The sequence below is a fragment of the Pseudomonas sp. GM49 genome (genome assembly GCF_000282355.1).
GTDB lineage: Bacteria > Pseudomonadota > Gammaproteobacteria > Pseudomonadales > Pseudomonadaceae > Aquipseudomonas.
This window is the reverse complement of sequence record NZ_AKJL01000015.1, coordinates 38,229-61,866: the sequence shown is the minus strand read 5'-3', so window position 1 is coordinate 61,866 and position 23,638 is coordinate 38,229. Positions and strand designations below refer to the sequence as shown.

The window sequence follows — 23,638 nt, the reverse complement described above, 5'->3', positions numbered from 1 at the left end:
GCTGTCAGGCCGCCTTCGCGGGCAAGCCCGCTCCCACAGGGATTGTTGGTGTTCACACAATCTGTGTTTCACCTTGAACACTGTGGGAGCGGGCTTGCCCGCGAAGGGGCCTGTAGGCTCGCTAGAGAATTAACTCTCAGGCCAGAATGCCCGAATCCCCGCCACCCCTTGCGCGCCCGCAGCCCAAGCCTTCTCGACCTCTGCCGGGCCAACCCCACCAAGCAGGAACACCGGCTTGCTGAACCCTTCGATCAAGCCAGACGCTTGCTCCCAACCCAACGGCTCGGCGCCTGGGTGAGTCAGGGTGGGTTGAACCGGCGACAGGGTCACGAAATCCACCCCCATCTGTTCGGCCAGCGCCAGCTCTTGCGCGTTATGGCACGACGCCGCCAGCCAGCGCGATGCCGGTAGCGGTCGGCCAGCCGCTGCGTACTTGCGCAGCTGCGCCGAAGTAATGTGCCAACCCGCGGACGGGAAGTCGCCCAGCCATTCGAACGGCCCCTTGATCATCAACTGCGCCTTGCCGGCACACAGCCCCACCGCATCCACGGCCAGGTCGCGGTATTTCGGGTCGTAGCCGTTCGGTGCACGTAACTGGATCAGCTTGATGCCGCCGGCAATGGCCTTCTGAATACCACGCAGCAATGCCGGTGCTTCCAGATCTTCCGGCGTGATCAGGTATTGAGCGGGCAACTTCGCGGCCGCGACGATCGGCTGATTGGCCGCCGGAAACTCATAACCCGACAAGTCGCGGGGCGCCACCCAGGCCAGCGGTTGGCCTTCGGCGCCGTGAGGCTCGCCGGTAAACGACGAGACTTCCCAGACATCCAGCAACACCTGCTTGTCCGGGTAATCGTGCCGGATCTTGATCAACGGGCGCGCAGCGCCGACCACGATGCCCAGCTCTTCATGAAGTTCACGGGCCAGTGCGGTTTCGACCGACTCGTCGGCCTCGACCTTACCGCCTGGAAACTCCCACAAGCCGCCTTGGTGCTGTGAGTCGGCACGACGGGCGATCAGGATTTGGCCACTGCCATCGCGGATGACGGCGGCGGCGACATGGACTCGTTTCACTTTTCCAACTCCTCCAGTCCGGCCTTCTGCCAGGCCTTGAAAGCCGGCCATTGGTAGAGGGCTTCAACGTAGGCTTCGTCAGTTGCAGACAGCTTCACCTGATAGGTGCGCAAGCGCACGGCAATCGGTGCGAAAAACACGTCAGCCAGGGTTGCACGGCCAAACAGGTACGGCCCGGCTTCGGTCGCGGCAGCACGGCATTCGGCCCATAGCGCCGACATGCGTTCGATGTCGGCCTGAACGTCAGCCGGGACCGGCGACAAAGGGGCGTCATGGCTCAGGTCAAACGGCATGTTGCCGCGCATGGCGAAGAATCCGCTGTGCATCTGCGCACAGGCCGAGCGCGCCTGGGCACGGGCGGCGATGTCTTTCGGCCAGAGGCCGGCGGCCGGAAACTGTTCTGCCAGGTATTCGGCAATCGCCAGGGAGTCGGCGATGGTGCCGTGTTCGGTTTTCAACAGCGGGACCTTGCCGGTAGGCGAATGCTTGAGCAGACGATCGCGGGTGTCAGGCTGGTTCAGTTTGATCAGTTCTTCGGTGTAGGCAGCACCGGTCAGATCGAGCGCCAGGGCGCCGCGCAGGGACCAGGAAGAAAGCAGTTTGTCGCCGATGATCAGGTGCAGGCTCATATTCGGGACCTTTTGATGAGGGGGACAGGCCAAAATCTCTAGCGTCTGGTCATCCGTCATCGCGGGCAAGCCCGCTCCCACAGGTTCAGCGGCGTACACAATGGTTGTGTTCAACGCGGTCACTGTGGGAGCGAGCCTGCTCGCGATAGGGGCGACTCGGTCTTACGTACGGTACTCGGCGTTGATTTTCACGTACTCGTGGGACAGGTCGGTGGTCCAGATGGTTTCGCTGCAATCGCCACGACCGAGCTCGATACGAATGGTGATTTCTTCCTGCTGCATCACCGCCGCGCCCTGGGCTTCGGTGTAGGTCGCGGCGCGCGCGCCACGGCTGGCAATGCACACGTCACCGAGGAACACGTCGATCTTGCTCACGTCCAGGTTCGGCACACCGGCACGACCAACAGCGGCCAGGATACGGCCCCAGTTCGGGTCGGAAGCAAACAATGCGGTCTTGATCAGCGGCGAGTGAGCCACGGTGTAACCAACGTCCAGGCATTCCTGGTGATTGCCACCGCCGTTGACTTCAACGGTCACGAATTTGGTCGCGCCTTCGCCGTCGCGAACGATGGCCTGGGCCACGTCCATGCACACTTCGAACACCGCTTGCTTCAACTTGGCGAACAACTCGCCCTCGGCGCGGGTGATTTCCGGCAGCGCAGCCTGACCGGTGGCGATCAGCATGCAGCAGTCGTTGGTCGACGTATCACCATCGATGGTGATGCGGTTGAACGACTTGTTGGCGCCATCGAGCATCAGATTTTGCAGAACGTCGCGGGAAACCTTGGCGTCGGTGGCAATGTAGCCGAGCATGGTCGCCATGTTCGGTCGAATCATGCCGGCGCCTTTGCTGATGCCGGTAACGGTAATGGTCACACCGTCGTGCTGGAACTGACGGCTGGCACCTTTTGGCAGGGTGTCGGTGGTCATGATGCCGGTGGCGGCAGCTTCCCAGTTGTGGATCGACAGATCATCGAGGGCAGCCTGCAGCGCGCCTTCGATTTTCTCGACCGGCAGCGGCTCGCCAATCACACCGGTGGAGTACGGCAGCACCTGGCTGGCATCGACACCGGTCAGTTCCGCCAACCTTGCGCAGGTGCGCTCGGCGGCGGCCAAGCCAGGTTCGCCGGTGCCGGCGTTGGCATTGCCGGTGTTGGTCAGCAGGTAACGCACAGGGCCTTGCACGCGTTGCTTGGCCAGGATCACCGGAGCAGCGCAAAACGCGTTCAGGGTGAACACGCCGGCAACCGTGGAGCCTTCAACACAGCGCATGACCACAACATCCTTGCGCCCCGGGCGCTTGATACCGGCCGAGGCAATACCGAGTTCAAAACCGGCAACCGGGTGCAACGTTGGCAAAGGACCAAGACCAACAGCCATGAATGCGCTCCTTTATAGATGATGTCAGCACCGCTTCAGGAAAAACGGTGGTTCGAATGGTAAAACGCCGCGACGGCAGAAGCCGGTCGCGGCGCGGGTATTTCAGCGTTTGAAACGGGGTTTACTGAATCTGCCCGTGGCAATGCTTGAACTTCTTGCCCGAACCGCAATAGCACAGCTCGTTACGACCCAGCTTCTGCTCGTTGCGAACCGGCGCAGCAGCGAGGGCAACATCGACCTCTTCACCCAACACTTCCGGATGCTCCAGGCCTGGGGCTTCTTCATGCAGGAACTGCATGCGAGCGGCCAATGCCTCGGCTTCCTGACGCAGGCGCTGCTCTTCTTCGATCGGGTCTTCGCGGCGAACCTGAACGTGGGACAGCACACGGATCGAGTCGCGCTTGATTGAATCCAGCAACTCGGAGAACAGGGTGAACGACTCGCGCTTGTACTCCTGCTTCGGGTTCTTCTGGGCATAACCACGCAAGTGGATGCCGTGACGCAGGTGATCCATGGTCGACAGGTGGTCTTTCCACAGGTCGTCCAGTACGCGCAGAACGATTTGTTTCTCGAAGGTGCGCAGCGCTTCGGCGCCCGCCTGGTCTTCTTTCTCGTTGTACGCCGCGATCAGTTCCTGCATCAGTTTCTCGCGCAGGGTTTCTTCGTACAGGTGATCGTCTTCGTCGAGCCACTGCTGGATCGGCAGCGCCACACCGAAATCGCTCTGCAACGCAGCTTCCAGACCGGCCACGTCCCACTGCTCAGGCAGCGATTGCGGAGGAATGTGTGCGCTGACGGTGGCGCTGAGCACGTCCTGACGGAAGTCGGCGATGGTCTCACCGATGTTGTCGGCGGCCAGCAACGTGTTACGCATGTGATAGATCACTTTACGCTGTTCGTTGTTGACGTCGTCGAACTCGAGCAGTTGTTTGCGAATGTCGAAGTTGCGGCCTTCAACCTTGCGCTGGGCCTTTTCGATGGCGTTGGTCACCATGCGGTGCTCGATCGCTTCGCCGGGCTGCATGCCCAGGGCCTTCATGAAGTTCTTCACCCGGTCAGAGGCGAAGATGCGCATCAGGCTGTCTTCCAGCGACAGGTAGAAGCGGCTGGAACCGGCGTCGCCCTGACGACCGGCACGACCACGCAGCTGGTTGTCGATACGGCGCGATTCGTGACGCTCGGACGCAATCACCTGCAAACCACCCGATTCGAGCACTTGCTGGTGACGCTTCTGCCAGTCGGCCTTGATCTGGGCAATCTGCTCAGGGGTCGGGTTTTCCAGCGAAGCCACTTCCACTTCCCAGTTACCGCCCAACAGGATGTCGGTACCACGACCGGCCATGTTGGTAGCGATGGTCAGTGCACCCGGGCGACCGGCCTGGGCAATGATCTCGGCTTCCTTTTCGTGGAACTTGGCGTTCAGAACCTTGTGTTCGATGCCTTCCTTCACGAGCAGGCCGGACATGTGCTCGGAGGTTTCGATGGTGGCAGTACCGACCAGAACCGGACGGCCTGCGGCCATGCTTTCCTTGATGTCGGCCACGATTGCCGCGTATTTCTCGTCGGCGGTCAGGAACACCAGGTCGTTGTAGTCTTTACGGGCCAGCGGCTTGTTCGGTGGAATCACCATGACCTGCAGGCCATAGATCTGGTGGAACTCGAACGCTTCGGTGTCGGCCGTACCGGTCATGCCGGACAGCTTGTTGTACAGACGGAAGTAGTTCTGGAAGGTGGTCGATGCCAAGGTCTGGCTTTCGGCCTGGATGTTCAGGTTTTCCTTGGCTTCGATGGCCTGGTGCAGGCCTTCGGACAAGCGGCGGCCCGGCATGGTACGGCCGGTGTGCTCGTCGACCAGTACGACCTGACCGTCCTGCACGATGTATTCGACGTTGCGATTGAACAGTTTGTGCGCGCGCAGGCCGGCGTAAACGTGAGTCAGCAGGCTCAGGTTGTGGGCCGAGTACAGGCTCTCGCCTTCAGCCAGCAGGCCGATGCGGGTCAGCATTTCTTCAACGTACTGGTGACCGGCTTCGTTGAGTTCGACCTGACGACTCTTCTCGTCGATGGTGTAGTGACCGGCCTGGGTCACTTCGCCTTCGACTTCTTCGACGTGCAGCTTCAGCTGCGGGATCAGCTTGTTGACCTCGATGTACAGCTTGGAGCTGTCCTCGGCCTGACCGGAGATGATCAGCGGCGTACGGGCTTCGTCGATGAGGATGGAGTCGACTTCGTCGATCACGGCAAAATTGAGTTCGCGCTGGAATTTTTCTTCCATGCTGAACGCCATGTTGTCGCGCAGGTAATCGAAACCGAATTCGTTGTTGGTGCCGTAGGTGATGTCGGCGGCGTAGGCAGCGCGCTTCTCTTCCGGCGGCTGGAACGGCGTGACAACGCCGACCGTCAGGCCGAGGAATTCATACAGCGGGCGCATCCAGTTGGCGTCACGGCGGGCCAGGTAGTCGTTCACCGTCACAACGTGCACGCCGTTGCCGGACAACGCGTTCAGGTAAACGGCCAGTGTTGCCACCAGGGTCTTGCCTTCACCGGTGCGCATTTCCGCGATCATGCCTTCATGCAAGGTCATGCCGCCGATCAGCTGGACATCGAAGTGGCGCATGCCCATGACACGCTTGCCGGCTTCACGGGCGACCGCAAAGGCTTCTGGCAGCATTTTGTCGAGGGATTCCCCTTTGGCGATGCGGGCCTTGAACTCGCTGGTCTTGGCACGCAATTGATCGTCCGAAAGGGCCACCATTTGCTCTTCGAAGGCATTGACGAGTTGCACCGTCTTGAGCATGCGTTTGACTTCACGCTCGTTCTTGCTTCCAAAAAGTTTCTTTAACAAAGGCGCAAACATATCGGCAGGATCTTCCACACTAAAGGGATGGAGGGCGGCCCCGTGAGTCGCCCGTGCAGCCCTCATGGCCGCATGCGAACGAGCATTCTACCCGGAAACGATGGAGAGGAAAGTGGCGATATTCCACGATGCTGGCACAGCGCTTTGACGGGGCTCACTTAAAATAAGGGCGTTTTGCTCAACTTCAAGCCGTTCAAGGCAGAAGTTAGTTGTTGATTTAATGGGTAAAGCGCCCACAAAAGCAATGGGCGGGTGCATTCGGTGCTTTCTGCTACCATGGCGCCTCTGTTACTTCAGGTGTCTGATCATGGCATTTCGCCCACTTACGGCCAAAGTACCTGCCGTTCTACTACGCGAAGCCAAGCCGCTGAAAGCCATTCTCGGCCACGCACAACGCCTGGGTCATCTGCAACGATTGCTCGAAAGCCAATTGCAACCCGCCGCTCGCGAGCATTGCCACGTGGCTTCCTGGCGCGAAGGCAGTTTGTTACTGATTGTCACCGACGGTCATTGGGCCACCCGCCTGCGCTACCAGCAGAAGCGCCTGCAACGGCAACTGCAACTGTTCGACGAGTTTGCCAGCCTGACGCGAATCCTGTTCAAGGTGCAGCCGCCTACCGTCCAGCGGGGCGCGGCCGGGCACACCATGGATCTGTCGGATGATGCGGCCGCGACCATCCAGGCCACGGCCGACGGAATCAGCGACCCGAATCTGCGGGCAGCGCTGGAGCGACTGGCGGCGCACGCCAAGACCAAATCATGACACAGGCTCGCTCCTACACTGACTGTGTTCGCTCAAGCTAGCGGCGTTTGCTGCCACCCAGCAATGAGCCCATCAAGCCGCGTACCAACTGTCGGCCAAGCTGGTTCGCCGCCTGTTGCATCGCCGATTTCAGTGCCTTCCCTGCCGCTGTGCCGAGGAACTCTCCCGCCTGTTCGGTGAAACTCGGTTCCTGCTTGCCTTGCTCCGCCTCGGGCTCAGGTGCCAGTCCCTTGCGTCCCATCAGCACTTCATAGGCTGATTCACGATCGATCGGCTGGTCATAACGCCCTTTGAACGGTGAACCTGCGATCAACACCTTACGCTCGGCGTCGGTCAACGGCCCGATCCGCGATTGCGGCGGTGCTACCAGCACCCGCTGGACCATTTCCGGCGTGCCCTTTTCCTGCAGGGTGCCGACCAGCGCCTCGCCGATCCCGAGCTCGGTCAACACCGACAACGTATCGAACGCCGGATTCGGCCGGAAACCTTCGGCCACTGCGCGCAGGGACTTTTGCTCCTTGGCGGTGAACGCACGCAAGCCATGCTGGATGCGCAAGCCCAACTGCGCCAGTACATCATCCGGCAGGTCACCGGGTGACTGGGTGACGAAATACACACCCACGCCTTTTGAACGAATCAGCCTCACGACTTGTTCCAGACGGTCACGCAATGCCTGGGGCGTACCGTTGAACAGCAAGTGAGCCTCGTCGAAGAACAGCGCCAGCAACGGCTTTTCGGCATCGCCACGCTCTGGCAACTGTTCGAACAGCTCGGCCAGCAGCCACAACAGGAACGTCGCGTAGACTTTCGGCGCTTCATGCACCAGACGACTGGCATCCAGCAAATGAATGCGCCCGCGGCCATCAGCAGTGGGTTGGAGGATGTCTTCGAGTTGCAGCGCCGGCTCGCCGAACAGGGCCTCGGCGCCCTGTTGCTCCAGGGTCGCCAGACGCCGCAGCAATGCCTGACTGGAACCGGTGGTCATCAATGCCGCATCGTCGCCCAGCAACAGGGGGTTGTCCCGCAGGTAATTGAGCAACGCCTTCAGATCCTTCAGATCGAGCAACAACAGGCCTTCGCGGTCCGCTACCTTGAACGCAGCGTATAACGCCGACTGCTGACTATCGGTCAATTCCAGCAGACTGCCCAGCAGCAACGGCCCCATTTCACTCAAAGTCGTGCGCAATGGATGACCGGACTGACCGTGTACGTCCCACAACGTCACCGGATAAGCCTGAGGCTTGTGGTTGAGCCAGGGCATCCCGGCAATCCGCTCGGCGATCTTGCCCTGAGGGTTGCCCGCAGCGCCGAGGCCGCACAGGTCACCCTTGATGTCAGCGGCGAACACCGCCACGCCGGCATCGCTGAAGGCTTCGGCCATTCGTTGCAAAGTGACGGTCTTGCCGGTGCCGGTCGCGCCCGCGATCAAACCGTGGCGGTTCGCCAGGCGCATGGCCTGGGCAACCGGCAGCCCTTCGAGATCGGCGCCGATAACGAGTTGCAATGAGTCAGGCATTTTGTCACCCATGATTAATCTTTGGTCCTACACGGCCGATAGTGATAACGACAAAGCAGTCAGACACGATCTGGTCAGAAATTTCCCTAAGGAGAGTCGGAAAATTCACTTGCTTTCAACCTTGCCCGTTGTGCGCCCCTTTATAAAAGCACGCGCTGGACATTAAGACCTTAGCGGAACCCCAAGCCATGAACAAAAATCTGCGTTTCAGCCATAAAATCCTGCTTGCCGCCGCCCTCATTGTTATTGCCGCCTTCGCCTCATTCACGCTGTACAACGACTATTTGCAGCGCAACGCCATTCGCGAAGACCTGGAAAATTATCTTCAGGAAATGGGCGCAGTGACCGCCAACAATATCCAGACCTGGTTGAACGGGCGCAGCCTGCTGATTGAAAACCTGTCACAAACTGTCGCGCTCAATCCCGATGCTGACAACGTTTCCAGGCTGCTTGTACAAAAAGCCGTGACCTCGACCTTCATGGGCGCCTACCTCGGCAGCAAGGATGGCACTTTCATCATTCGCCCGGACAGCAAGATGCCCGATGGCTATGACCCGCGTGCACGCCCTTGGTACAAGAGCGCGCAAGGCAGCAGCGGTTCGGCTTTAACCGAACCTTATATCGATCTGGCCTCCGGCCAGCTGGTGATTTCCATTGTCGACAGCGTTATCAAGGACGGCCAGAGCATCGGCGTGGTCGGTGGCGACCTGAGTTTGCAAGTGATCGCTGACAGCCTTGGCACGCTGGATTTCGACGGCAAGGGTTATGCCTTCCTGGTCAGTTCCGACGGCAAGATCCTGGTACATCCCGACAAAGCGCTGGCGATGAAGACGCTCAAGGATGTCTACCCGCAAGACACGCCGGCCATCAGCAGCGCACTGAGCGAAATCCAGGTCGACGGCAAAACCCGCATCGTGACCTTCACCCCGATCAAAGGCTTGTCGTCGGTCAACTGGTACATAGCTCTGTCGGTCGACAAAGAAAAAGCCTACTCGATGCTCAGCGAATTCCGCACCTCCGCGGTGATTGCGACGATCATCGCCGTGGCCATCATCATCGCCCTGCTCGGCATGTTGATCCGCCTCCTGATCCAGCCTTTGCACGTCATGACCCGTGCCATGGCTGACATCGCCGACGGCGAAGGCGACCTGACCAAGCGCCTGACCATCCAGAACAACGACGAATTCGGAACCCTCGGCACCGCGTTCAACCGCTTCGTCGAGCGCATTCACGGCTCGATCCGCGAAGTATCCTCGGCGACCGGGCAAGTCAACGAAGTGGCGTTACGCGTGGTGGCCGCTTCCAACTCGTCGATGTTCAACTCCGATCAGCAAGCCTCGCGCACCAGCAGCGTTGCGGCCGCGATCAATCAGCTCGGCGCCGCCGCCCAGGAAATCGCCCGCAATGCGGCACAGGCCTCGAGCCAGGCCAGCGATGCCCGCAGCCTGGCTGAAGACGGCCAGCAAGTGGTCGACCGCAGTATCGTGGCGATGAATCAACTGTCGAGCATGCTGAGCGCATCGAGTACCAATATCGAATCGCTGAACAGCAAAACCGTGAACATCGGGCAGATCCTCGAAGTCATCACCAGCATTTCCCAACAAACCAACCTTCTGGCGCTCAACGCCGCGATTGAAGCCGCCCGCGCCGGTGAGGCCGGTCGCGGTTTTGCCGTGGTGGCGGACGAGGTGCGTAACCTGGCACACCGCACGCAGGAATCGGCGCAACAGGTACAAACCATGATCGAGGAGCTGCAAGTCGGCGCCCGGGAGTCGGTCAGCACCATGAGCGACAGCCAGCGCCACAGCCAGGACAGCGTGGAAATCGCCAACCTCGCGGGCGAACGCCTGAACAGCGTGACGCTGCGTATCGGTGAAATCGACGGCATGAACCAGTCGGTGGCCACTGCGACCGAGGAACAGACTGCGGTGGTGGAGTCGATCAACGTCGACATCACCGAGATCAACACGCTGAACCAGGAAGGTGTGGAAAACCTGCAATCGACGTTGCGCGCGTGCTCGGACCTTGAGCAGCAGGCGGCGCGGTTGAAGCAGTTGGTGGATAGTTTCAGGATCTGAGGCAACCTCACCAGCAGCTATCGCGAGCAAGCTCGCTCCCACAGTAGATCTCCAGTGCGACAAAGATCCCTGTGGGAGCGGGCTTGCCCGCGAAGGCGGCCTGTCAAACGATACATATCCCCGCTGACACCCCCACCCGCACAACCCCAACCGAACATCTATCCTTCATATAGGTCAACCAAGGGAGTACCGGGACAGGAGGATTGTTCATCGTGCATATCGCTGACATCACCATGTTCTACGCCCCTGCCAGCGGTGGCGTGCGCACTTACCTGGATGCCAAACACCGTCGTTTGGGGATCAAACCGGGCATTCGCCACAGTTTGCTGATTCCCGGATCTTCTTTTAGCGAACAGGATGGCATCTACACGGTTCCGGCACCCGCCCTGCCCTTCGGCAAGGGCTATCGCTTTCCTCTGCGCCTCGCGCCCTGGCGCAATGTCCTGCAAGACTTGCAACCCGATCTGATCGAAGTCGGCGACCCCTATCTCACCGCTTGGGCAGCGCTGGATGCACGGCGCCAACTCGATGTACCGGTCATCGGTTTCTATCACTCGGACCTGCCGCTGCTGGTCCGCAACCGCATGGGCAATTGGGTGACCAACAACGTCGAGGCTTATGTCAGCAAGCTCTACGGCAACTTCGACCGGGTCCTGGCGCCCAGTCGGGTCATGGCTGACAAGCTCACCGGGCTTGGGGTCAAGAATGTGTTTGTGCAACCGCTCGGCGTCGACCTGCAAACCTTCAATCCCGATGCCAAAGATCCCGGGCTGCGAGCCGAGCTGGGCCTGGATGAAAACACCCACCTATTGATCTTCGCCGGGCGCGGCGCCAAGGAAAAAAACCTGCCGGTGCTGCTCGACTGCATGAGTCGCCTGGGCCGTCGCTATCACCTGTTGCTGGTTGGCTCGTCGATGCCCACGGCCGTGCCGTCGAACGTGACGGTGATCGACGAGTTCTGCCCGGCTGCACAAGTTGCCCGCCTGATGGCCAGTGCCGATGCACTGTTGCACGCCGGCGATCAGGAAACCTTCGGCCTGGTGTTACTCGAAGCCATGGCCAGCGGCATTCCGGTGGTGGCTGTGGCCGCCGGGGCCTTCGAGGAAATCGTCACCGATGACTGCGGTGTGCTCTGCGCACCGAACAACCCCGCCGCAATGGCCACCGCCGTTCGAGAACTGTTCGGGTCGGGCAGCGCAGCGTTTGGCCAACAAGCACGATTGCATGTCGAACGGCATTACGCCTGGGATACGGTGGTCAACAGCTTGTTGCGCCACTACCACGCCGTGCTCGGCAGCCAATGGCCGTTGACAGCCAATGGTTGAGCCCATGAACAGCCCCGCTTTACTACTGGTACTGCACGACGTGGCACCGCCAACCTGGGCCGATTACCAGCCTTTTGTGCAGGCCGTCGACGCCTTGGGTGGCGTACCGATCACCTGGCTGGTGGTACCGGATTTCCACAAACACAACAACCTGGACGCCCATCCGCAATTTCGCCGCCAGCTCAGTACCAGGCTCGCCCGGGGTGACGAACTGGCGCTGCATGGTTACTTCCACTGCGACGACGGGCCGATGACCGGCAATCCCCGAGACTGGTTCATGCGTCGGGTCTACACCCATGAAGGCGAGTTTTACCGTTTGTCGCGAGAAGACGCCCTCGCCCGCCTGCGTTCGGGCATCGAGATGTTCGAACGTCATGACTGGCCGCTGGAAGGGTTCGTCGCCCCGGCCTGGCTGATGAGCCCGGGCACTCGCCAGGCATTGCGCCAATTGCCGCTGAGTTACACCAGCGACTCGCAGCATTTATACCGTTTGCCGGATTTCACCGCGATCGAGGCGCCGGGACTGGTATGGAGCGCGCGCAGTGCCTGGCGCCGGGGTGTATCGAAGCTCGTCAGCGACCGCCGTGAACAACGCTGGCAGCACGCCCCGGTGATTCGCCTGGGCCTGCACCCGGAGGACATGCGCCATGAGTTCTCGCGTCGATACTGGCTACAAACCCTCGAACGCCTGCTCGACAACGGCCGCGTTCCGATGACCAAGGCCCATTGGCTGGCGCTGCAAAACGACCTTGTGGGTCGTGCGGCATGAGTCGCGGACTGCTGTTGCTCGTCGGCCTGCTCGCGGCGGTGCTGATTCCATCACTGTTGGGCGGCAGCGAAACCTGGTCTCGGCTGACCGGTTTTCCGCTGCCGTGGTTGCTGATCATGTTCGGCATGATCCTGCTGTGTTGGGCAGTGAACACCCTGCGTTTGCGCCTGTTGCTGGGGGATCAATGCGACAAGGTCAACCGGCTCAGGAGCCTCGGCGTGGTGATGGCCGCCGAATTTGCCTACTGCGCCACGCCCGGCGGCAGCGGCGGGCCTCTGACGATCATGGCTTTGCTGGCGCGACACGGCGTGCGTCCGGCCAGGGGTAGTGCAGTGTTTGCCATGGACCAACTGAGCGATTTGCTGTTTTTCCTCTGCGCCCTGAGCGGGATTCTGATTTACGCACTGTTCCAGCACCTCAGCCAGCGCATGGAATGGATGCTGATGCTCAGCGCCGTCTCGCTGTTCGCCGGCCTGATCGTTTGCGTCATGGTGGCCCGGTATCACCGTTTATTGATTCGCCTGAGCGGCCGATGGCTCGCCCGAGTCAATGTCAAAGCGGCCACTCGAATGCGCTGGGCGCGCAAGCTCCTGCAGTTTCTGGCGGCGTTTACCGACACGTTGAAGTTGCCCGTGCAGACCTTGATCAAGGTATTCGCCCTGACCTGTGTGCATTGGGTCCTGCGCTACAGCGTGCTGTACCTGGCGTTGCGTGGGCTGGGCGCGGATTTGCAGTGGGCCTGGTGTTTTCTGGTCCAGATGCTGGCGCTGAGCGCCGGACAATTCAGCCTTCTGCCCGGTGGAGCCGGGGCGGCTGAACTGACGTCCGCTGCGCTGCTGGCGCCCATGGTCGGAAAATCCACGGCGGCAGCGGCGATTCTGATTTGGCGGGCAGTGACGTATTACTTCTACTTGCTGGTCGGTGGCCCGGTGTTCTTGCTGATGCTGGGTCGATCGCTGCTGATGAAGCTGATGAAACTCAGACAGGCTTAGGTTTGTCGTCGGGCGCCTGCTGCAACTGCTCCCACAACTGCGCGGCATCCGGAAACTCCGTGCCCGTTTCAGGCCCCATGTCATCCGGGTCGTAGCGGCTCAGGCAGCCCTCGCCCAGCGTGGCGGGAGCCTTGGAGGTGGCTTTATCCAGTGGATCGGCCATGGTCATGTCCTCAGTGCAGAAACGGCGAAGGGCCTGAAGCGATTGAACGCCCAGGCCCTTCGAATTTCAACTGCGCCGTACGTCTGTCAGAAGACAACGGTTTTATTGCCGTGGACCAGTACCCGGTCTTCCAGGTGATAACGCAGGCCACGGGCCAGCACCATCTTCTCGACATCACGGCCGAAACGCACCATGTCTTCGATGCTGTCGCTGTGGCTGACACGCACCACGTCCTGCTCGATGATCGGGCCGGCATCCAGCTCTTCGGTCACATAGTGACAAGTCGCGCCGATCAGCTTCACGCCACGCAGGGACGCCTGGTGATACGGCTTGGCACCGACGAACGACGGCAGGAAGCTGTGGTGAATGTTGATGACCTTGTGCGCGTATTCACTGCACAACTCGGGCGGCAGGATTTGCATGTAACGGGCAAGCACCACCACTTCGGCATCGTGCTGTTTGACCAGGCGCGAAACCTCGGCGAAGGCCGGTTGCTTGTCCTGCGGATTGACCGGGACGTGGTAGTACGGAATACCGTGCCACTCCACCATGCTGCGCAAGTCATCATGGTTGGAAATCACACAGGAAATTTCGCAGTCCAGTTCATCGCTGTGCCAGCGGTGCAGCAAGTCGGCCAGGCAGTGCGACTCACGACTGGCCATCAGGACCACGCGTTTCTTTTGTTCGGTATCGGTGATGCGCCAGTCCATCGAGAACTCTTCGGCGATCGGGGCAAAGGCTTCGCGAAACGCTTCGATACCAAATGGCAGGGAGTCGGCACGGATTTCGTGACGCATGAAGAACCAGCCACTGAGATTGTCCGAGTGATGGCTCGCTTCAGTGATCCAGCCGTTGTGTGATGCCAGAAAGTTACTGACTTTGGCAACGATGCCAACACGGTCCGGGCAAGAAATCACCAGACGAAAAGTGCGCATGAGGGGGAAACTCCAGAACTTCGCAAAGGCCGCCATTCTAGCGATTACGCAGCAAAACTGCAGTATTGTTGACGTTTCGCCTTGCCGGAAGGTCGGTGCGGCAGGGCGGACAGCACCGCTGCCAGTTCGCCCGGATGCTCTAGCGGTGCCAGTCATTTGTTAATTTATGTATATCTGTCAGACCCGGACCACACTTACAACTGCATTACCAATGTGCGCCGAAACCACAGCAATTAAATTAAATAAAGTTGGCTTAAATGTTTACTTGATGAAACACCGTGACTATTATTGCCGCATTGTCACCTGCCATCCAGCGCACAACATAAGGTAGTCCACATGTCCTTGATCAACGAATATCGCGCCACCGAAGAAGCTATCAAAGAGCTGCAAGCCCGTTTGAAGAACCTGTCCCAAGACGACAAACTGCAAACCGAGCTGGAATTTGAAGGCAAACTGCGCACCCTGATGGGTGAATACTCCAAGTCCCTGCGTGACATCATCGCGCTGCTGGATCCAGAATCCAAAACCAAGGCACCACGCGGCGGCGCAGTGAAAACTACCGGCACCAAGCGTGCTCGCAAAGTTAAACAATACAAAAACCCGCACAACGGTGAAGTCATCGAAACCAAAGGTGGCAACCACAAGACTCTGAAAGAGTGGAAAGCCAAGTGGGGCGGTGACGTGGTGGAAGGCTGGGCTACCCTGCTGGGCTAAGCCTCAGAGCTTGTCGCAGACGGAACCGTGACAAAAAATAACGCCAGCAAATGCTGGCGTTATTTTTTACGGGGTATTTAAGCCCAGGCATGTTCGATTTCAAAGACACAAACGCTGGCGCAGTCCCTGGACATAATCCTGCCACTCACTGAGTACCCCCTGCTGAAACGGAGTAGCACTAACGCTCAACTGGGCCGCGGCTTCTACAAAACTTTCAAGGGTATTTGGCGCCCCCCACCCGGGTTCTGACAAACGTTTCTGACAGAATATTCGCCAGCGTTCCTGCTCTTCGGGATTCAACGTATCGGGAAAGTTGCGTGCGCGATATCGAAACAGCAATTCAGGCAAACGTTCGTCATCGAAAGGCCACTGCTCTTGTGCCAATTGCATCGGGTCAACGGTTCTGACTTGTTCACACAATCGCCGATCCCGATCACCGATAAATCCATCATATAACTGCTGCTCCGGATCCTGGCTCGGGGAAAAATCTTCGCGGGCATAAATCGCCAGGATTTTATCCAGCCAAACTTTCTGCGCGTCATTTAGCCGCAACACCCGCTGCTGATACAGCGTCATATCCAGCCCCAGACGCTGCTGATCTTCTTGACGAAGTACGGACAACGGTGCCACTACCGGGCACTTGTTGATGTGAATCAGCTTCAACGGCACCGGCAACTCCCCCTCGGCCAGTTCGTCGCGGCGGGTATACAAGCGCTGACGCAAGCTTTCGGCATCCAGGTCGATCAGGCCCTGGGGATCGAGGTGCAGGTCACAGACAATCAGGGCGTTCTTGTTGCGCGGGTGCCAGGCCAGCGGCAACACCACACCCACATAGCTGCGCGCGGCCGAAAAACGCCCGGATACATGCACCAGCGGTTGCAGCAGGCGTATCTGGTCCATGACTTTTTGCTTGCTGCGCAACTGAAACAGCCAATCGTACAGCTTTGGCTGTTTTTCCCGTATCAGGCGTGCCAGGGCGATCGTCGCGCGAACGTCCGACAGCGCTTCGTGGGCATTGCCATGATCGATGCCATTGGCAGCGGTCAGGCGTTCGAGCTTGAGCGTGACCCGCCCCTCGTCATCGGTCGGCCAGACCATGCCATCGGGGCGCAAGGCATAGGCGGCGCGCACCACATCGATCAGGTCCCAACGGCTGTTGCCGCCCTGCCACTCCCGCGCATAAGGGTCGAAAAAATTGCGGTACAGGCTGTAGCGGGTCATCTCGTCGTCGAAACGCAAGGTGTTATACCCCGCGCCACAGGTACCGGGCGCCGCGAGCTGGGCATGCACCCGGGTCATGAAATCGGCTTCGCTCAAGCCCTGCGCCTGCAGTTGCCCGGGCGTGATTCCCGTGATCGCACAAGCGGCCGGATGCGGCAGGATATCGTCACTGGGTTGGCAATAAAGATTGACCGGCTCGTCGATTTCATTGAGATCGAAGTCGGTGCGCAGGCCGGCCATTTGCAACGGACGGTCGCAACGGGGATTGATGCCAGTGGTTTCGTAGTCGTACCAGAAGATGGAGGTCACGGGCGATTCCTGAACTGAAGATCGGCAAAGTCTAGGCGTTCACCTCCCGCCCCGGCCAGTAGTCTGTCATTCAAGCACCTTGCGCGGCTCGCCCGGCCATACACAGTTATGTCGTTTCCCTGCGCATTGGCTGCTAGCATCGGATAGACAGAGAATCCCGATCCAGGCCACATCATCAGGTTGCCCATGCTCGAGACCACAGCACAGCCAGGGAATGCGCCGCTGTCACCGCCACTGGATACGCGGTATCACGTCGAAACGCCGGAGGGCGTCGACCTGCCGCTGCGCCCGGCCGGGTTGATGGTCCGTGCGCTGGCGTTCGTCATCGATCTTGGTTTGCGCGGCCTGGTCCTCGGTGTGCTGTTCATTGCGCTGGCGATGCTCGGCAAATTGGGCGCCGGGCTCGGATCGATCCTGCTGTTCGGGGTGAGCTGGTGGTACATGGTGCTGTTCGAGGTGCTCAATCAGGGTCGTTCGCCGGGCAAGCTATGGATGGGGCTACGAGTGGTGCACGACGATGGCACCCCGGTCGGCTGGTCCGCTTCGCTGCTGCGCAACCTGCTGCGCGTTGTCGACCTGTTACCCTTCGGTTACTTCCTCGGGGCCATCAGCTGCCTGCAACACCCCCACTTCAAGCGCCTTGGCGATATCGCCGCCGGGACCCTGGTGATCTACCGCGAACGCTCGCACACCCGCCCCGAACTCCCCGAAGCCCAGCCCCGCCGTACGGCATTTGTCCTGACGCTCAGCGAGCAACGGGCCATCCTCGGGTTTGCCGAGCGCCAGGGTGAACTCTCCCAGGCGCGGGTCGATGAACTCGCTGCGATCGTCACCCAACCGTTGCAAGTCACGGCCCCGCAGGCGGTGACCGAGCTCAACGGCATCGCTCGCGGCTTGTTGGGGCCGCCATGAAACAAAGCCTTTTTGAAAACCGGCACAAGGCCGAATGGGAACAGTTCGCTCGCCTGCTCGAGCAATTGGAGCACGACAGGAAAGCCACCGGGGTCGGCAATTTCCCGAGGGACTACCGCCGTCTCTGCCAACACCTGGCACTGGCCAGGGAGCGTGGCTACAGCAGTTTTCTGATCGACTCCCTGCAGCAACAGGTGCTGCGCGGGCACCAACAGCTTTACCGTCATCGCAGCCGTCTGGGGGCCAATGTGCTGGCATTCATCCTGGCCGACTTTCCGCGACTGGTGCGCGAACAGTGGCGTTTCGTACTCGCCGCCAGCCTGATGTTTTTTGGCAGCCTGGCCGGCTTCGCGCTGCTGGTGTACCTGTACCCGGACCTGGTCTACAACCTGATCCCCGCCAAGCAGGTCAGTGAAATGCAAAGCATGTACGACCCCGTTGCCGGTCACCTCGGGCGCACGGCGGAACGAGCCGCCAGCGAGGACTGGGCGATGTTCGGCTACTACATCATGCACAACATCGGCATTGCCTTTCAGACCTTTGCCAGCGGTTTGCTGCTTGGTTTGGGCAGTGTGTTTTTCCTGATCTTCAACGGTCTGATGATCGGTGCAGTGGCCGGCCACCTGACTTACATCGGCTACGGGCAAACCTTTTGGTCATTCGTGATCGGCCACGGCGCTTTCGAACTCAGCGCCATCGCCCTGGCCGGTGCCGCCGGCCTGAAGCTGGGCTGGGCGTTGATCGCCCCGGGCCGCCTGCCACGCGCCGAGGCCTTGCGCCTGGCAGCGCGCAAGAGTGCGCTGCTGATCTGCGGCGTCATTCTGTTTCTGTTGATCTCGGCATTTATCGAAGCCTACTGGTCGTCAATGACTCACCCGTCGCACCAGACCAAGTACCTGGTCGGCGCGGCGCTCTGGTTGCTGGTGGGGGTTTATCTCGTATTTGCCGGACGTCACCGCCATGCGCCTGAGTGACGCCACGGTGGTGATTCGCCCACGCCCGACCTGGGAAGCCATGGACCTCGGGGTGCTCCTGAGCCAGCGCCACCGACGCCTGTTGATGACCAGTTGGGCCATGGTCACCTTGCCGGTTTTCGCGCTGCTCAGTTGGGGATTCCGGGATTCGCCCTCTCTCGCCGTGTTCATTTTCTGGTGGCTGAAGCCGGCGTTCGAACGCCTGCCCTTGTACATCCTGTCCAAAGCCATGTTCGGTGAAACGCCGACGCTCAAGCAGGCCCTCTATCAATGGCCACGATTGCTCAAGCCACAACTGCTGGCCAGCCTGACCTGGCGCCGCCTGAGCCTGCACCGCAGCTTCCTGATGCCGGTGATGCAACTGGAAGGCCTGGACGGGCGCGCGCGACAGCAGCGTTTGCACGTATTGCTGCAGCGAGACGCTGGCGCGGCGCGATGGCTGACGATCATCGGTGCGCATCTCGAAGGTGCGTTGTGGATCGGCTTGATGGTGCTGTTCTATCTGCTCCTGCCACAACAGGTCGTGCTCGACTGGAGGTGGCAGTCGCTGATTTCTGCGGCCACCCAGGACGGGCGCTGGTTGGAACACCTGACCAACGCGTTTTATGCCTTGGTACTGGTGGTCTGGGAACCGGTCTATGTCGCCTGCGGTTTCAGCCTTTACCTGAACCGGCGCACCGTTCTGGAGGCCTGGGATATCGAACTGGTGTTCCGCTGGATGCGCCAGCGTCTCTTCAGTGCAGGTGCTGTCCTGTTGATCGCCGTGATAGTGCTGATGCCGACCACACACAGCGTGTGGGCCGCCGAACCCGCCATTTCGCCCGACAGCCCGCGCCTGCTGGGCCAGCCCCTGAACAGCCAGGCCTCCAGGGACAACATCAAGGCAATCCTCGAACAGCCACCCTTCAAGAACCGGGAAACGGTGACACGCTACCGTTTGGGCGAAGACAAACCGGGCGCCGGAGCCCCGACACCGCAATGGCGGAAGGCCCTGTTGAAGCTGTTTGAGCGGCAGCACTTCGGGGCCTTGGCGACACTGATTGAAATCGTACTGTGGGGCACGGTCGTCGCAGCCATCGGCCTGTTGATCTGGCGCTATCGCGACTGGTTGCAGGCGTTCGTCAGCCGACGACCGGCACTCAATGTCAAAACCACACGGCCGTTACCGCAGCAGGCATTCGGCCTGGACCTCAAACCCGAGTCCCTGCCTGCGGACATTGCCGCCAACGCAGAAAGCCTCTGGCAGACCCACCCGCGCGAAGCGCTCGGCTTGCTCTATCGCGCCCTGCTCAGCCGCCTGGTGCACGACTTCAACATCGCGCTCAAAGCCGCCGACACCGAAGGTCAGGTTCTTCGGCGTGTCGAACTGTTACAGCAACCGGCCTTGCTGGCCTACAGCACAAACCTGACCGGGCACTGGCAAAACATGGCTTACGGTCATCGCCTGCCGCCCGATCATGTACAACAGCAATTGTGTAACGGCTGGCGTGTATTGTTCGGCCCCGGGGCCGCCCGTTGAGTCGGCGCTGGGGGACGATAGCCGTGGCGTTGATCGCCGTGTCGGTGGTTGCGCTGAGCGTTTATCTGTACCTCAAGGTTATCCCTTACCAAACCGTAATCGACCACGGTCCCTCCCCCGAAGCCAAGGCCAACCCTTATCTGGCGGCGGAGCTCTTTCTGCGCAAGCAAGGCCTGAGCGTCGAGCACGCCAATGACCTCGACATCCTGCCCGGTCTCGACCCGCGTCGACGCAGCCTGCTGTTGCTCGGGGACCACAACAACATGACCCCACGACAGATCGACCAGGTAATGAACTGGTCCCGGGCCGGTGGGCGGCTCCTGTTCGTCGCCGAGTCACTGTGGAATAAAAAACTCGGCCACAGCAAAGACCTGCTGCTCGATCGGGTGCAACTGCACCAGTCCCTGAGCAAAGACCTCAAGGAACCGCCGCCCAATGTCGGCGACGATCCTTTCCCGCTACTGACCAAGCTCTATCTGGAAAACGAAGACGCCCCGGCCTATGCCGGTTTCAATACCGCGTTCCATCTCGAAGACCCGAAAAACCTCGCCCAGGCCTGGGCCAACAGCGCCAGGGCCACGCACATGATGCAACTCAGCCACGGGCGCGGCTCGATCACCGTGGTCACCGATGCCGACTTGTGGAAAACCCCGGCCATTGGCCAGTTCGACAATGCCTGGCTGCTCTGGTACCTGACTGCCGATACCCGCGTGACGCTGATTTTCAATGCCGATCACGACAACCTGCCGACCTTGCTGCTGCGCAATTTTCCCCAGGCGCTGGTCGCGTTGCTCGCTTTGATCGGCCTTGGTTTCTGGCACGTTGGCGTGCGTCAGGGACCATTGCTGGAGCCGGCACCGAAAGCACGCCGGCAATTGCAGGAGCACCTGCGTGCCAGTGCCGACTTCCTGTTGCGCCGCAACGGTCAGGCCGGTCTGCTGCAAGCCTTGCAGCAAGACATCCTTCGACGGGTGCGGCGTCGCCATCCCGGTTTTGAACAACTCGGCGTTGCCGAACAATGGCTGGTGCTCGCGCGCCTGACCGGCCAACCCACACGCGCCATCAGCCAGGCCATGAGCCCGCGACCGAAGCAACGGCTTTCCAGCGTTGAATTCAGCCGTCAGGTCGCCCACCTGCAATCCTTGAGGAACGCCCTATGAGTCAACCCATCGAGCCTGACGCAGCGAGCCATGCCGCTCAACAACGTCAGCGTGCCAGCCACCTGGCCCAGGCCGTACGCCTTGAATTGCAAAAAGCATTGATCGGCCAGGACAGTGTGATCGACGACGTGCTGACGGCGCTGATCGCTGGTGGCCATGTATTGCTGGAAGGCGTACCGGGCCTGGGCAAGACCCTGCTGGTACGCGCCCTCGCCCGCTGTTTCGGCGGCGAATTCGCGCGCATCCAGTTCACCCCGGACCTGATGCCCAGCGACGTTACCGGGCATGCGGTGTATGACTTGCAGACCGAGCAATTCAAACTGCGCAAAGGCCCGTTGTTCACCAATCTGTTGCTGGCCGACGAGATCAACCGTGCCCCGGCGAAAACCCAGGCGGCGCTGCTCGAAGCCATGCAGGAGCGGCAAGTCACCCTCGAAGGCCGCCCATTGCCCATTACGCAACCGTTCATGGTGCTCGCCACGCAAAACCCGATCGAACAGGAAGGCACTTACCCGCTGCCGGAAGCCGAGCTGGATCGCTTCATGCTCAAGGTGCGCATGGATTATCCCGACGCCGGGCAAGAGCTGAACATGGTGCGTCAGGTCAACCGCTCGACCCGGGCCGACATGCTTGATGTACAACCGCTGCGTGCGCTGTTGCAGGCCAAGGACGTGCTGGCCTTGCAACGCATCGCCAGCGACTTGCCACTGGACGATCAAGTGCTCGATTACGCCGTGCGCCTGGCCCGCACTACACGCAGCTGGCCGGGCCTGATCCTCGGTGCCGGACCGCGTGCCTCCATCGCGCTGGTGCGTTGCGGCCGGGCCAGGGCGCTGCTGCGCGGTGGCGAATTCGTGATTCCGGATGACATCAAGGGTTGCGCCCTGGCCGTGCTGCGCCATCGTGTGCGCATCGCGCCGGAACTGGACATCGAAGGGCTGGACGTCGATCAGGTGCTCCAGCAGTTGCTCGACCAAGTGCCGGCGCCGCGCCTGTGAAACCCTCGCGCCTGATGCTCGCCTGGCTGTTGATCCTGCTGGTCTGCGGCATTGTATCGGGCACTTTGCGGGCATTGGAGTTCGCGGTTCCGGCGAATCTCATGGCGATCAACTGGGGGTTGCTCCTGGCGCTGCTGGCCCTGGCCCTGCTGGACGCTGCTCGCGTGAAGCGCCTGCCTTCGCCCCGGCTGAAACGCCAGGTGCCCGGCAGCCTGGCGCTGGGTCGATGGAGCGAAGTGCAACTGACTGTCGAACACGATTTTACACAAGCGCTGAACATACAAGTCTTCGATCACGTACCACCGGGCCTGAGCTTCGAAAACCTGCCGCTGACGGTCGAACTGCAACCCGGTCAGCACAGCCTGGCCGGTTATCGCCTGCGTCCGCTCAAGCGTGGCCACTTCAGCTTCGAACACTGCGAAATCAACCTGCCAAGTCCCTTGGGGCTCTGGTCTGACAGACGCTTGCTCGACCTGCCCGATGCCACCCGCGTCTATCCCGATTTCGCCCGCCTCTATGAAGGGCAGTTGCTGGCTGTGGACAACTGGCTCAGCCAGCTCGGTGTACGCCAGAAGCAACGACGGGGCCTGGGCCTGGAATTCCATCAATTGCGCGAATTTCGTGAGGGCGACAGTCTGCGCCAGATCGACTGGAAAGCCACCGCCCGTCAACGCACGCCGATTGCCCGGGAGTATCAGGACGAGCGCGACCAGCAGATCATCTTCATGCTTGATTGCGGCCGACACATGCGCAGCCAGGACGATGAGCTGTCGCACTTCGACCATGCGCTCAATGCCTGTTTGCTGCTCAGCTACGTCGCCCTACGTCAGGGCGACGCGGTGGGCCTGAGCACCTTCGCCAACGAACAGCCGCGCTATCTTGCGCCGGTAAAAGGCACCAGCCATCTCAACACCTTGCTCAACACCGTCTATGACTTGAACAGCAGCCAACGCAGCGCCGACTATCAGGCCGCCGCAACGCAACTGCTGGCACGGCAAAAGCGCCGGGCACTGGTGGTGCTGGTGACCAACCTGCGCGAAGAGGACGACGATGAGTTGCTCTCGGCGGTCAAGCGCCTGAGCCAGCAGCACCAAGTGCTGGTCGCAAGCCTGCGCGAAGACGTGCTCGACACTTTACGCCAGACACCGGTACAGACCTTGCCCGAAGCACTGGCCTATTGCGGGACCGTGGATTACCTGAATGCACGCGCTGAACTCCATGAACGCTTGAACGCCCATGGAGTGCCGGTGATGGATGCGCGGCCCGGTGAGCTGGGGGCCAAGTTGGTGACCCAGTACCTGGGCTGGAAAAGAACTGGACTCTGAGCCTGAGCAATCACTCACAGCCGGT

The 23,638-nt window shown here is 60.5% G+C and carries 20 protein-coding genes; 12 read left to right on the top strand and 8 right to left on the bottom strand.

The window, feature by feature from the left end; all coding sequences use genetic code 11:
* Window positions 1–129 precede the first annotated feature (129 nt).
* The 4 genes from PMI29_RS27625 to secA form a co-directional block, all read right to left on the bottom strand.
* On the bottom strand, window positions 130–1,074 hold the full coding sequence (locus PMI29_RS27625) for a Nudix family hydrolase (RefSeq protein ID WP_007993710.1): 945 nt from the start codon (window positions 1,072–1,074) through the stop codon (window positions 130–132).
* Window positions 1,071–1,703: a glutathione S-transferase family protein gene (locus PMI29_RS27630; RefSeq protein ID WP_033051926.1), complete on the bottom strand. Its 633-nt coding sequence runs from the start codon at window positions 1,701–1,703 to the stop codon at window positions 1,071–1,073. Before PMI29_RS27630 ends, PMI29_RS27625 begins: the two co-directional genes overlap by 4 nt.
* Before the next feature lie 162 nt (window positions 1,704–1,865).
* Entirely contained in the window at window positions 1,866–3,083 is a 1,218-nt protein-coding gene (argJ, locus tag PMI29_RS27635; protein ID WP_007990760.1) for a bifunctional glutamate N-acetyltransferase/amino-acid acetyltransferase ArgJ, read from the bottom strand.
* A gap of 121 nt (window positions 3,084–3,204) precedes the next feature.
* Window positions 3,205–5,940, bottom strand: a complete 2,736-nt coding sequence (secA, locus tag PMI29_RS27640; RefSeq protein ID WP_033051925.1) for a preprotein translocase subunit SecA — start codon at window positions 5,938–5,940, stop codon at window positions 3,205–3,207.
* A gap of 307 nt (window positions 5,941–6,247) precedes the next feature.
* Between secA and PMI29_RS27645 the strand changes: the two genes are divergently transcribed.
* Window positions 6,248–6,703 carry a DUF721 domain-containing protein gene (locus tag PMI29_RS27645; RefSeq protein ID WP_007993705.1) on the top strand — a complete coding sequence of 152 codons (456 nt, stop codon included), beginning with the start codon at window positions 6,248–6,250 and terminating at the stop codon, window positions 6,701–6,703.
* A gap of 37 nt (window positions 6,704–6,740) precedes the next feature.
* Here the strand turns inward: PMI29_RS27645 and PMI29_RS27650 are convergent, their stop codons facing one another.
* Window positions 6,741–8,219 (bottom strand): helicase HerA-like domain-containing protein, encoded by a 1,479-nt coding sequence (locus tag PMI29_RS27650; RefSeq protein ID WP_033051927.1) that lies wholly within the window; start codon window positions 8,217–8,219, stop codon window positions 6,741–6,743.
* 188 nt (window positions 8,220–8,407) lie between these two features.
* Between PMI29_RS27650 and PMI29_RS27655 the strand changes: the two genes are divergently transcribed.
* From PMI29_RS27655 to PMI29_RS27670, 4 genes are all read left to right on the top strand, one after another.
* The gene (locus tag PMI29_RS27655; RefSeq protein ID WP_007993700.1) at window positions 8,408–10,297 is read left to right on the top strand and encodes a methyl-accepting chemotaxis protein; all 1,890 of its coding nucleotides are present in this window, start codon (window positions 8,408–8,410) and stop codon (window positions 10,295–10,297) included.
* A 212-nt stretch (window positions 10,298–10,509) separates the two neighbouring features.
* The gene (locus PMI29_RS27660) at window positions 10,510–11,622 is read left to right on the top strand and encodes a glycosyltransferase family 4 protein (RefSeq protein ID WP_007993698.1); all 1,113 of its coding nucleotides are present in this window, start codon (window positions 10,510–10,512) and stop codon (window positions 11,620–11,622) included.
* Entirely contained in the window at window positions 11,615–12,391 is a 777-nt protein-coding gene (locus tag PMI29_RS27665; protein WP_033051924.1) for a DUF2334 domain-containing protein, read from the top strand. The genes PMI29_RS27660 and PMI29_RS27665 overlap by 8 nt, the downstream gene beginning before the upstream one ends.
* Window positions 12,388–13,383 carry a lysylphosphatidylglycerol synthase transmembrane domain-containing protein gene (locus PMI29_RS27670; RefSeq protein WP_007993695.1) on the top strand — a complete coding sequence of 332 codons (996 nt, stop codon included), beginning with the start codon at window positions 12,388–12,390 and terminating at the stop codon, window positions 13,381–13,383. Before PMI29_RS27665 ends, PMI29_RS27670 begins: the two co-directional genes overlap by 4 nt.
* On the opposite strand, the gene PMI29_RS32225 is transcribed toward PMI29_RS27670, so the two are convergent.
* Both PMI29_RS32225 and purU read right to left on the bottom strand, forming a co-directional pair.
* Window positions 13,370–13,546 carry a hypothetical protein gene (locus PMI29_RS32225; protein WP_007993693.1) on the bottom strand — a complete coding sequence of 59 codons (177 nt, stop codon included), beginning with the start codon at window positions 13,544–13,546 and terminating at the stop codon, window positions 13,370–13,372. The genes PMI29_RS27670 and PMI29_RS32225 overlap by 14 nt on opposite strands.
* Before the next feature lie 86 nt (window positions 13,547–13,632).
* Window positions 13,633–14,481: a formyltetrahydrofolate deformylase gene (purU, locus tag PMI29_RS27675; protein ID WP_007993692.1), complete on the bottom strand. Its 849-nt coding sequence runs from the start codon at window positions 14,479–14,481 to the stop codon at window positions 13,633–13,635.
* 336 nt (window positions 14,482–14,817) lie between these two features.
* Here purU and mvaT point away from each other — a divergent pair, with 336 nt between their 5' ends.
* Window positions 14,818–15,195, top strand: a complete 378-nt coding sequence (gene mvaT, locus PMI29_RS27680) for a histone-like nucleoid-structuring protein MvaT (protein WP_007933316.1) — start codon at window positions 14,818–14,820, stop codon at window positions 15,193–15,195.
* A gap of 99 nt (window positions 15,196–15,294) precedes the next feature.
* Here mvaT and sbcB read toward each other — a convergent pair whose 3' ends face one another.
* Window positions 15,295–16,725: an exodeoxyribonuclease I gene (gene sbcB / locus PMI29_RS27685; protein ID WP_007993690.1), complete on the bottom strand. Its 1,431-nt coding sequence runs from the start codon at window positions 16,723–16,725 to the stop codon at window positions 15,295–15,297.
* A 186-nt stretch (window positions 16,726–16,911) separates the two neighbouring features.
* On the opposite strand from sbcB, the gene PMI29_RS27690 reads away from it, so the two are divergent.
* Genes PMI29_RS27690 through PMI29_RS27715 form a run of 6 tightly spaced genes read left to right on the top strand, consistent with a single transcriptional unit; the run spans window position 16,912 to window position 23,613 of the window.
* Window positions 16,912–17,637: an RDD family protein gene (locus tag PMI29_RS27690; protein WP_007993688.1), complete on the top strand. Its 726-nt coding sequence runs from the start codon at window positions 16,912–16,914 to the stop codon at window positions 17,635–17,637.
* A complete protein-coding gene (locus tag PMI29_RS27695; protein ID WP_007993687.1) occupies window positions 17,634–18,611 on the top strand; it encodes a stage II sporulation protein M in 978 nt (325 codons plus the stop codon). The genes PMI29_RS27690 and PMI29_RS27695 overlap by 4 nt, the downstream gene beginning before the upstream one ends.
* Window positions 18,598–20,130 carry a DUF4129 domain-containing protein gene (locus PMI29_RS27700; protein WP_007993686.1) on the top strand — a complete coding sequence of 511 codons (1,533 nt, stop codon included), beginning with the start codon at window positions 18,598–18,600 and terminating at the stop codon, window positions 20,128–20,130. The genes PMI29_RS27695 and PMI29_RS27700 overlap by 14 nt, the downstream gene beginning before the upstream one ends.
* Window positions 20,127–21,290: a DUF4350 domain-containing protein gene (locus PMI29_RS27705; protein ID WP_033051922.1), complete on the top strand. Its 1,164-nt coding sequence runs from the start codon at window positions 20,127–20,129 to the stop codon at window positions 21,288–21,290. The genes PMI29_RS27700 and PMI29_RS27705 overlap by 4 nt, the downstream gene beginning before the upstream one ends.
* Entirely contained in the window at window positions 21,287–22,288 is a 1,002-nt protein-coding gene (locus PMI29_RS27710; RefSeq protein ID WP_007993684.1) for an AAA family ATPase, read from the top strand. Before PMI29_RS27705 ends, PMI29_RS27710 begins: the two co-directional genes overlap by 4 nt.
* Window positions 22,285–23,613 (top strand): DUF58 domain-containing protein, encoded by a 1,329-nt coding sequence (locus tag PMI29_RS27715; RefSeq protein WP_007993683.1) that lies wholly within the window; start codon window positions 22,285–22,287, stop codon window positions 23,611–23,613. Before PMI29_RS27710 ends, PMI29_RS27715 begins: the two co-directional genes overlap by 4 nt.
* Window positions 23,614–23,638: the final 25 nt, after the last annotated feature.

What these genes read in the sequence shown, in the direction of transcription:
- PMI29_RS27630 (WP_033051926.1), bottom strand. Translation starts at nt 1,703, where the DNA reads ATGAGCCTGCACCTGATCATCGGCGACAAACTGCTTTCTTCCTGGTCC.
- argJ (WP_007990760.1), bottom strand. Translation starts at nt 3,083, where the DNA reads ATGGCTGTTGGTCTTGGTCCTTTGCCAACGTTGCACCCGGTTGCCGGT.
- secA (WP_033051925.1), bottom strand. Translation starts at nt 5,940, where the DNA reads ATGTTTGCGCCTTTGTTAAAGAAACTTTTTGGAAGCAAGAACGAGCGT.
- PMI29_RS27645 (WP_007993705.1), top strand. Translation starts at nt 6,248, where the DNA reads ATGGCATTTCGCCCACTTACGGCCAAAGTACCTGCCGTTCTACTACGC.
- PMI29_RS27650 (WP_033051927.1), bottom strand. Translation starts at nt 8,219, where the DNA reads ATGCCTGACTCATTGCAACTCGTTATCGGCGCCGATCTCGAAGGGCTG.
- PMI29_RS27655 (WP_007993700.1), top strand. Translation starts at nt 8,408, where the DNA reads ATGAACAAAAATCTGCGTTTCAGCCATAAAATCCTGCTTGCCGCCGCC.
- PMI29_RS27665 (WP_033051924.1), top strand. Translation starts at nt 11,615, where the DNA reads ATGGTTGAGCCCATGAACAGCCCCGCTTTACTACTGGTACTGCACGAC.
- PMI29_RS27670 (WP_007993695.1), top strand. Translation starts at nt 12,388, where the DNA reads ATGAGTCGCGGACTGCTGTTGCTCGTCGGCCTGCTCGCGGCGGTGCTG.
- PMI29_RS32225 (WP_007993693.1), bottom strand. Translation starts at nt 13,546, where the DNA reads ATGGCCGATCCACTGGATAAAGCCACCTCCAAGGCTCCCGCCACGCTG.
- purU (WP_007993692.1), bottom strand. Translation starts at nt 14,481, where the DNA reads ATGCGCACTTTTCGTCTGGTGATTTCTTGCCCGGACCGTGTTGGCATC.
- mvaT (WP_007933316.1), top strand. Translation starts at nt 14,818, where the DNA reads ATGTCCTTGATCAACGAATATCGCGCCACCGAAGAAGCTATCAAAGAG.
- PMI29_RS27690 (WP_007993688.1), top strand. Translation starts at nt 16,912, where the DNA reads ATGCTCGAGACCACAGCACAGCCAGGGAATGCGCCGCTGTCACCGCCA.
- PMI29_RS27695 (WP_007993687.1), top strand. Translation starts at nt 17,634, where the DNA reads ATGAAACAAAGCCTTTTTGAAAACCGGCACAAGGCCGAATGGGAACAG.
- PMI29_RS27700 (WP_007993686.1), top strand. Translation starts at nt 18,598, where the DNA reads ATGCGCCTGAGTGACGCCACGGTGGTGATTCGCCCACGCCCGACCTGG.
- PMI29_RS27710 (WP_007993684.1), top strand. Translation starts at nt 21,287, where the DNA reads ATGAGTCAACCCATCGAGCCTGACGCAGCGAGCCATGCCGCTCAACAA.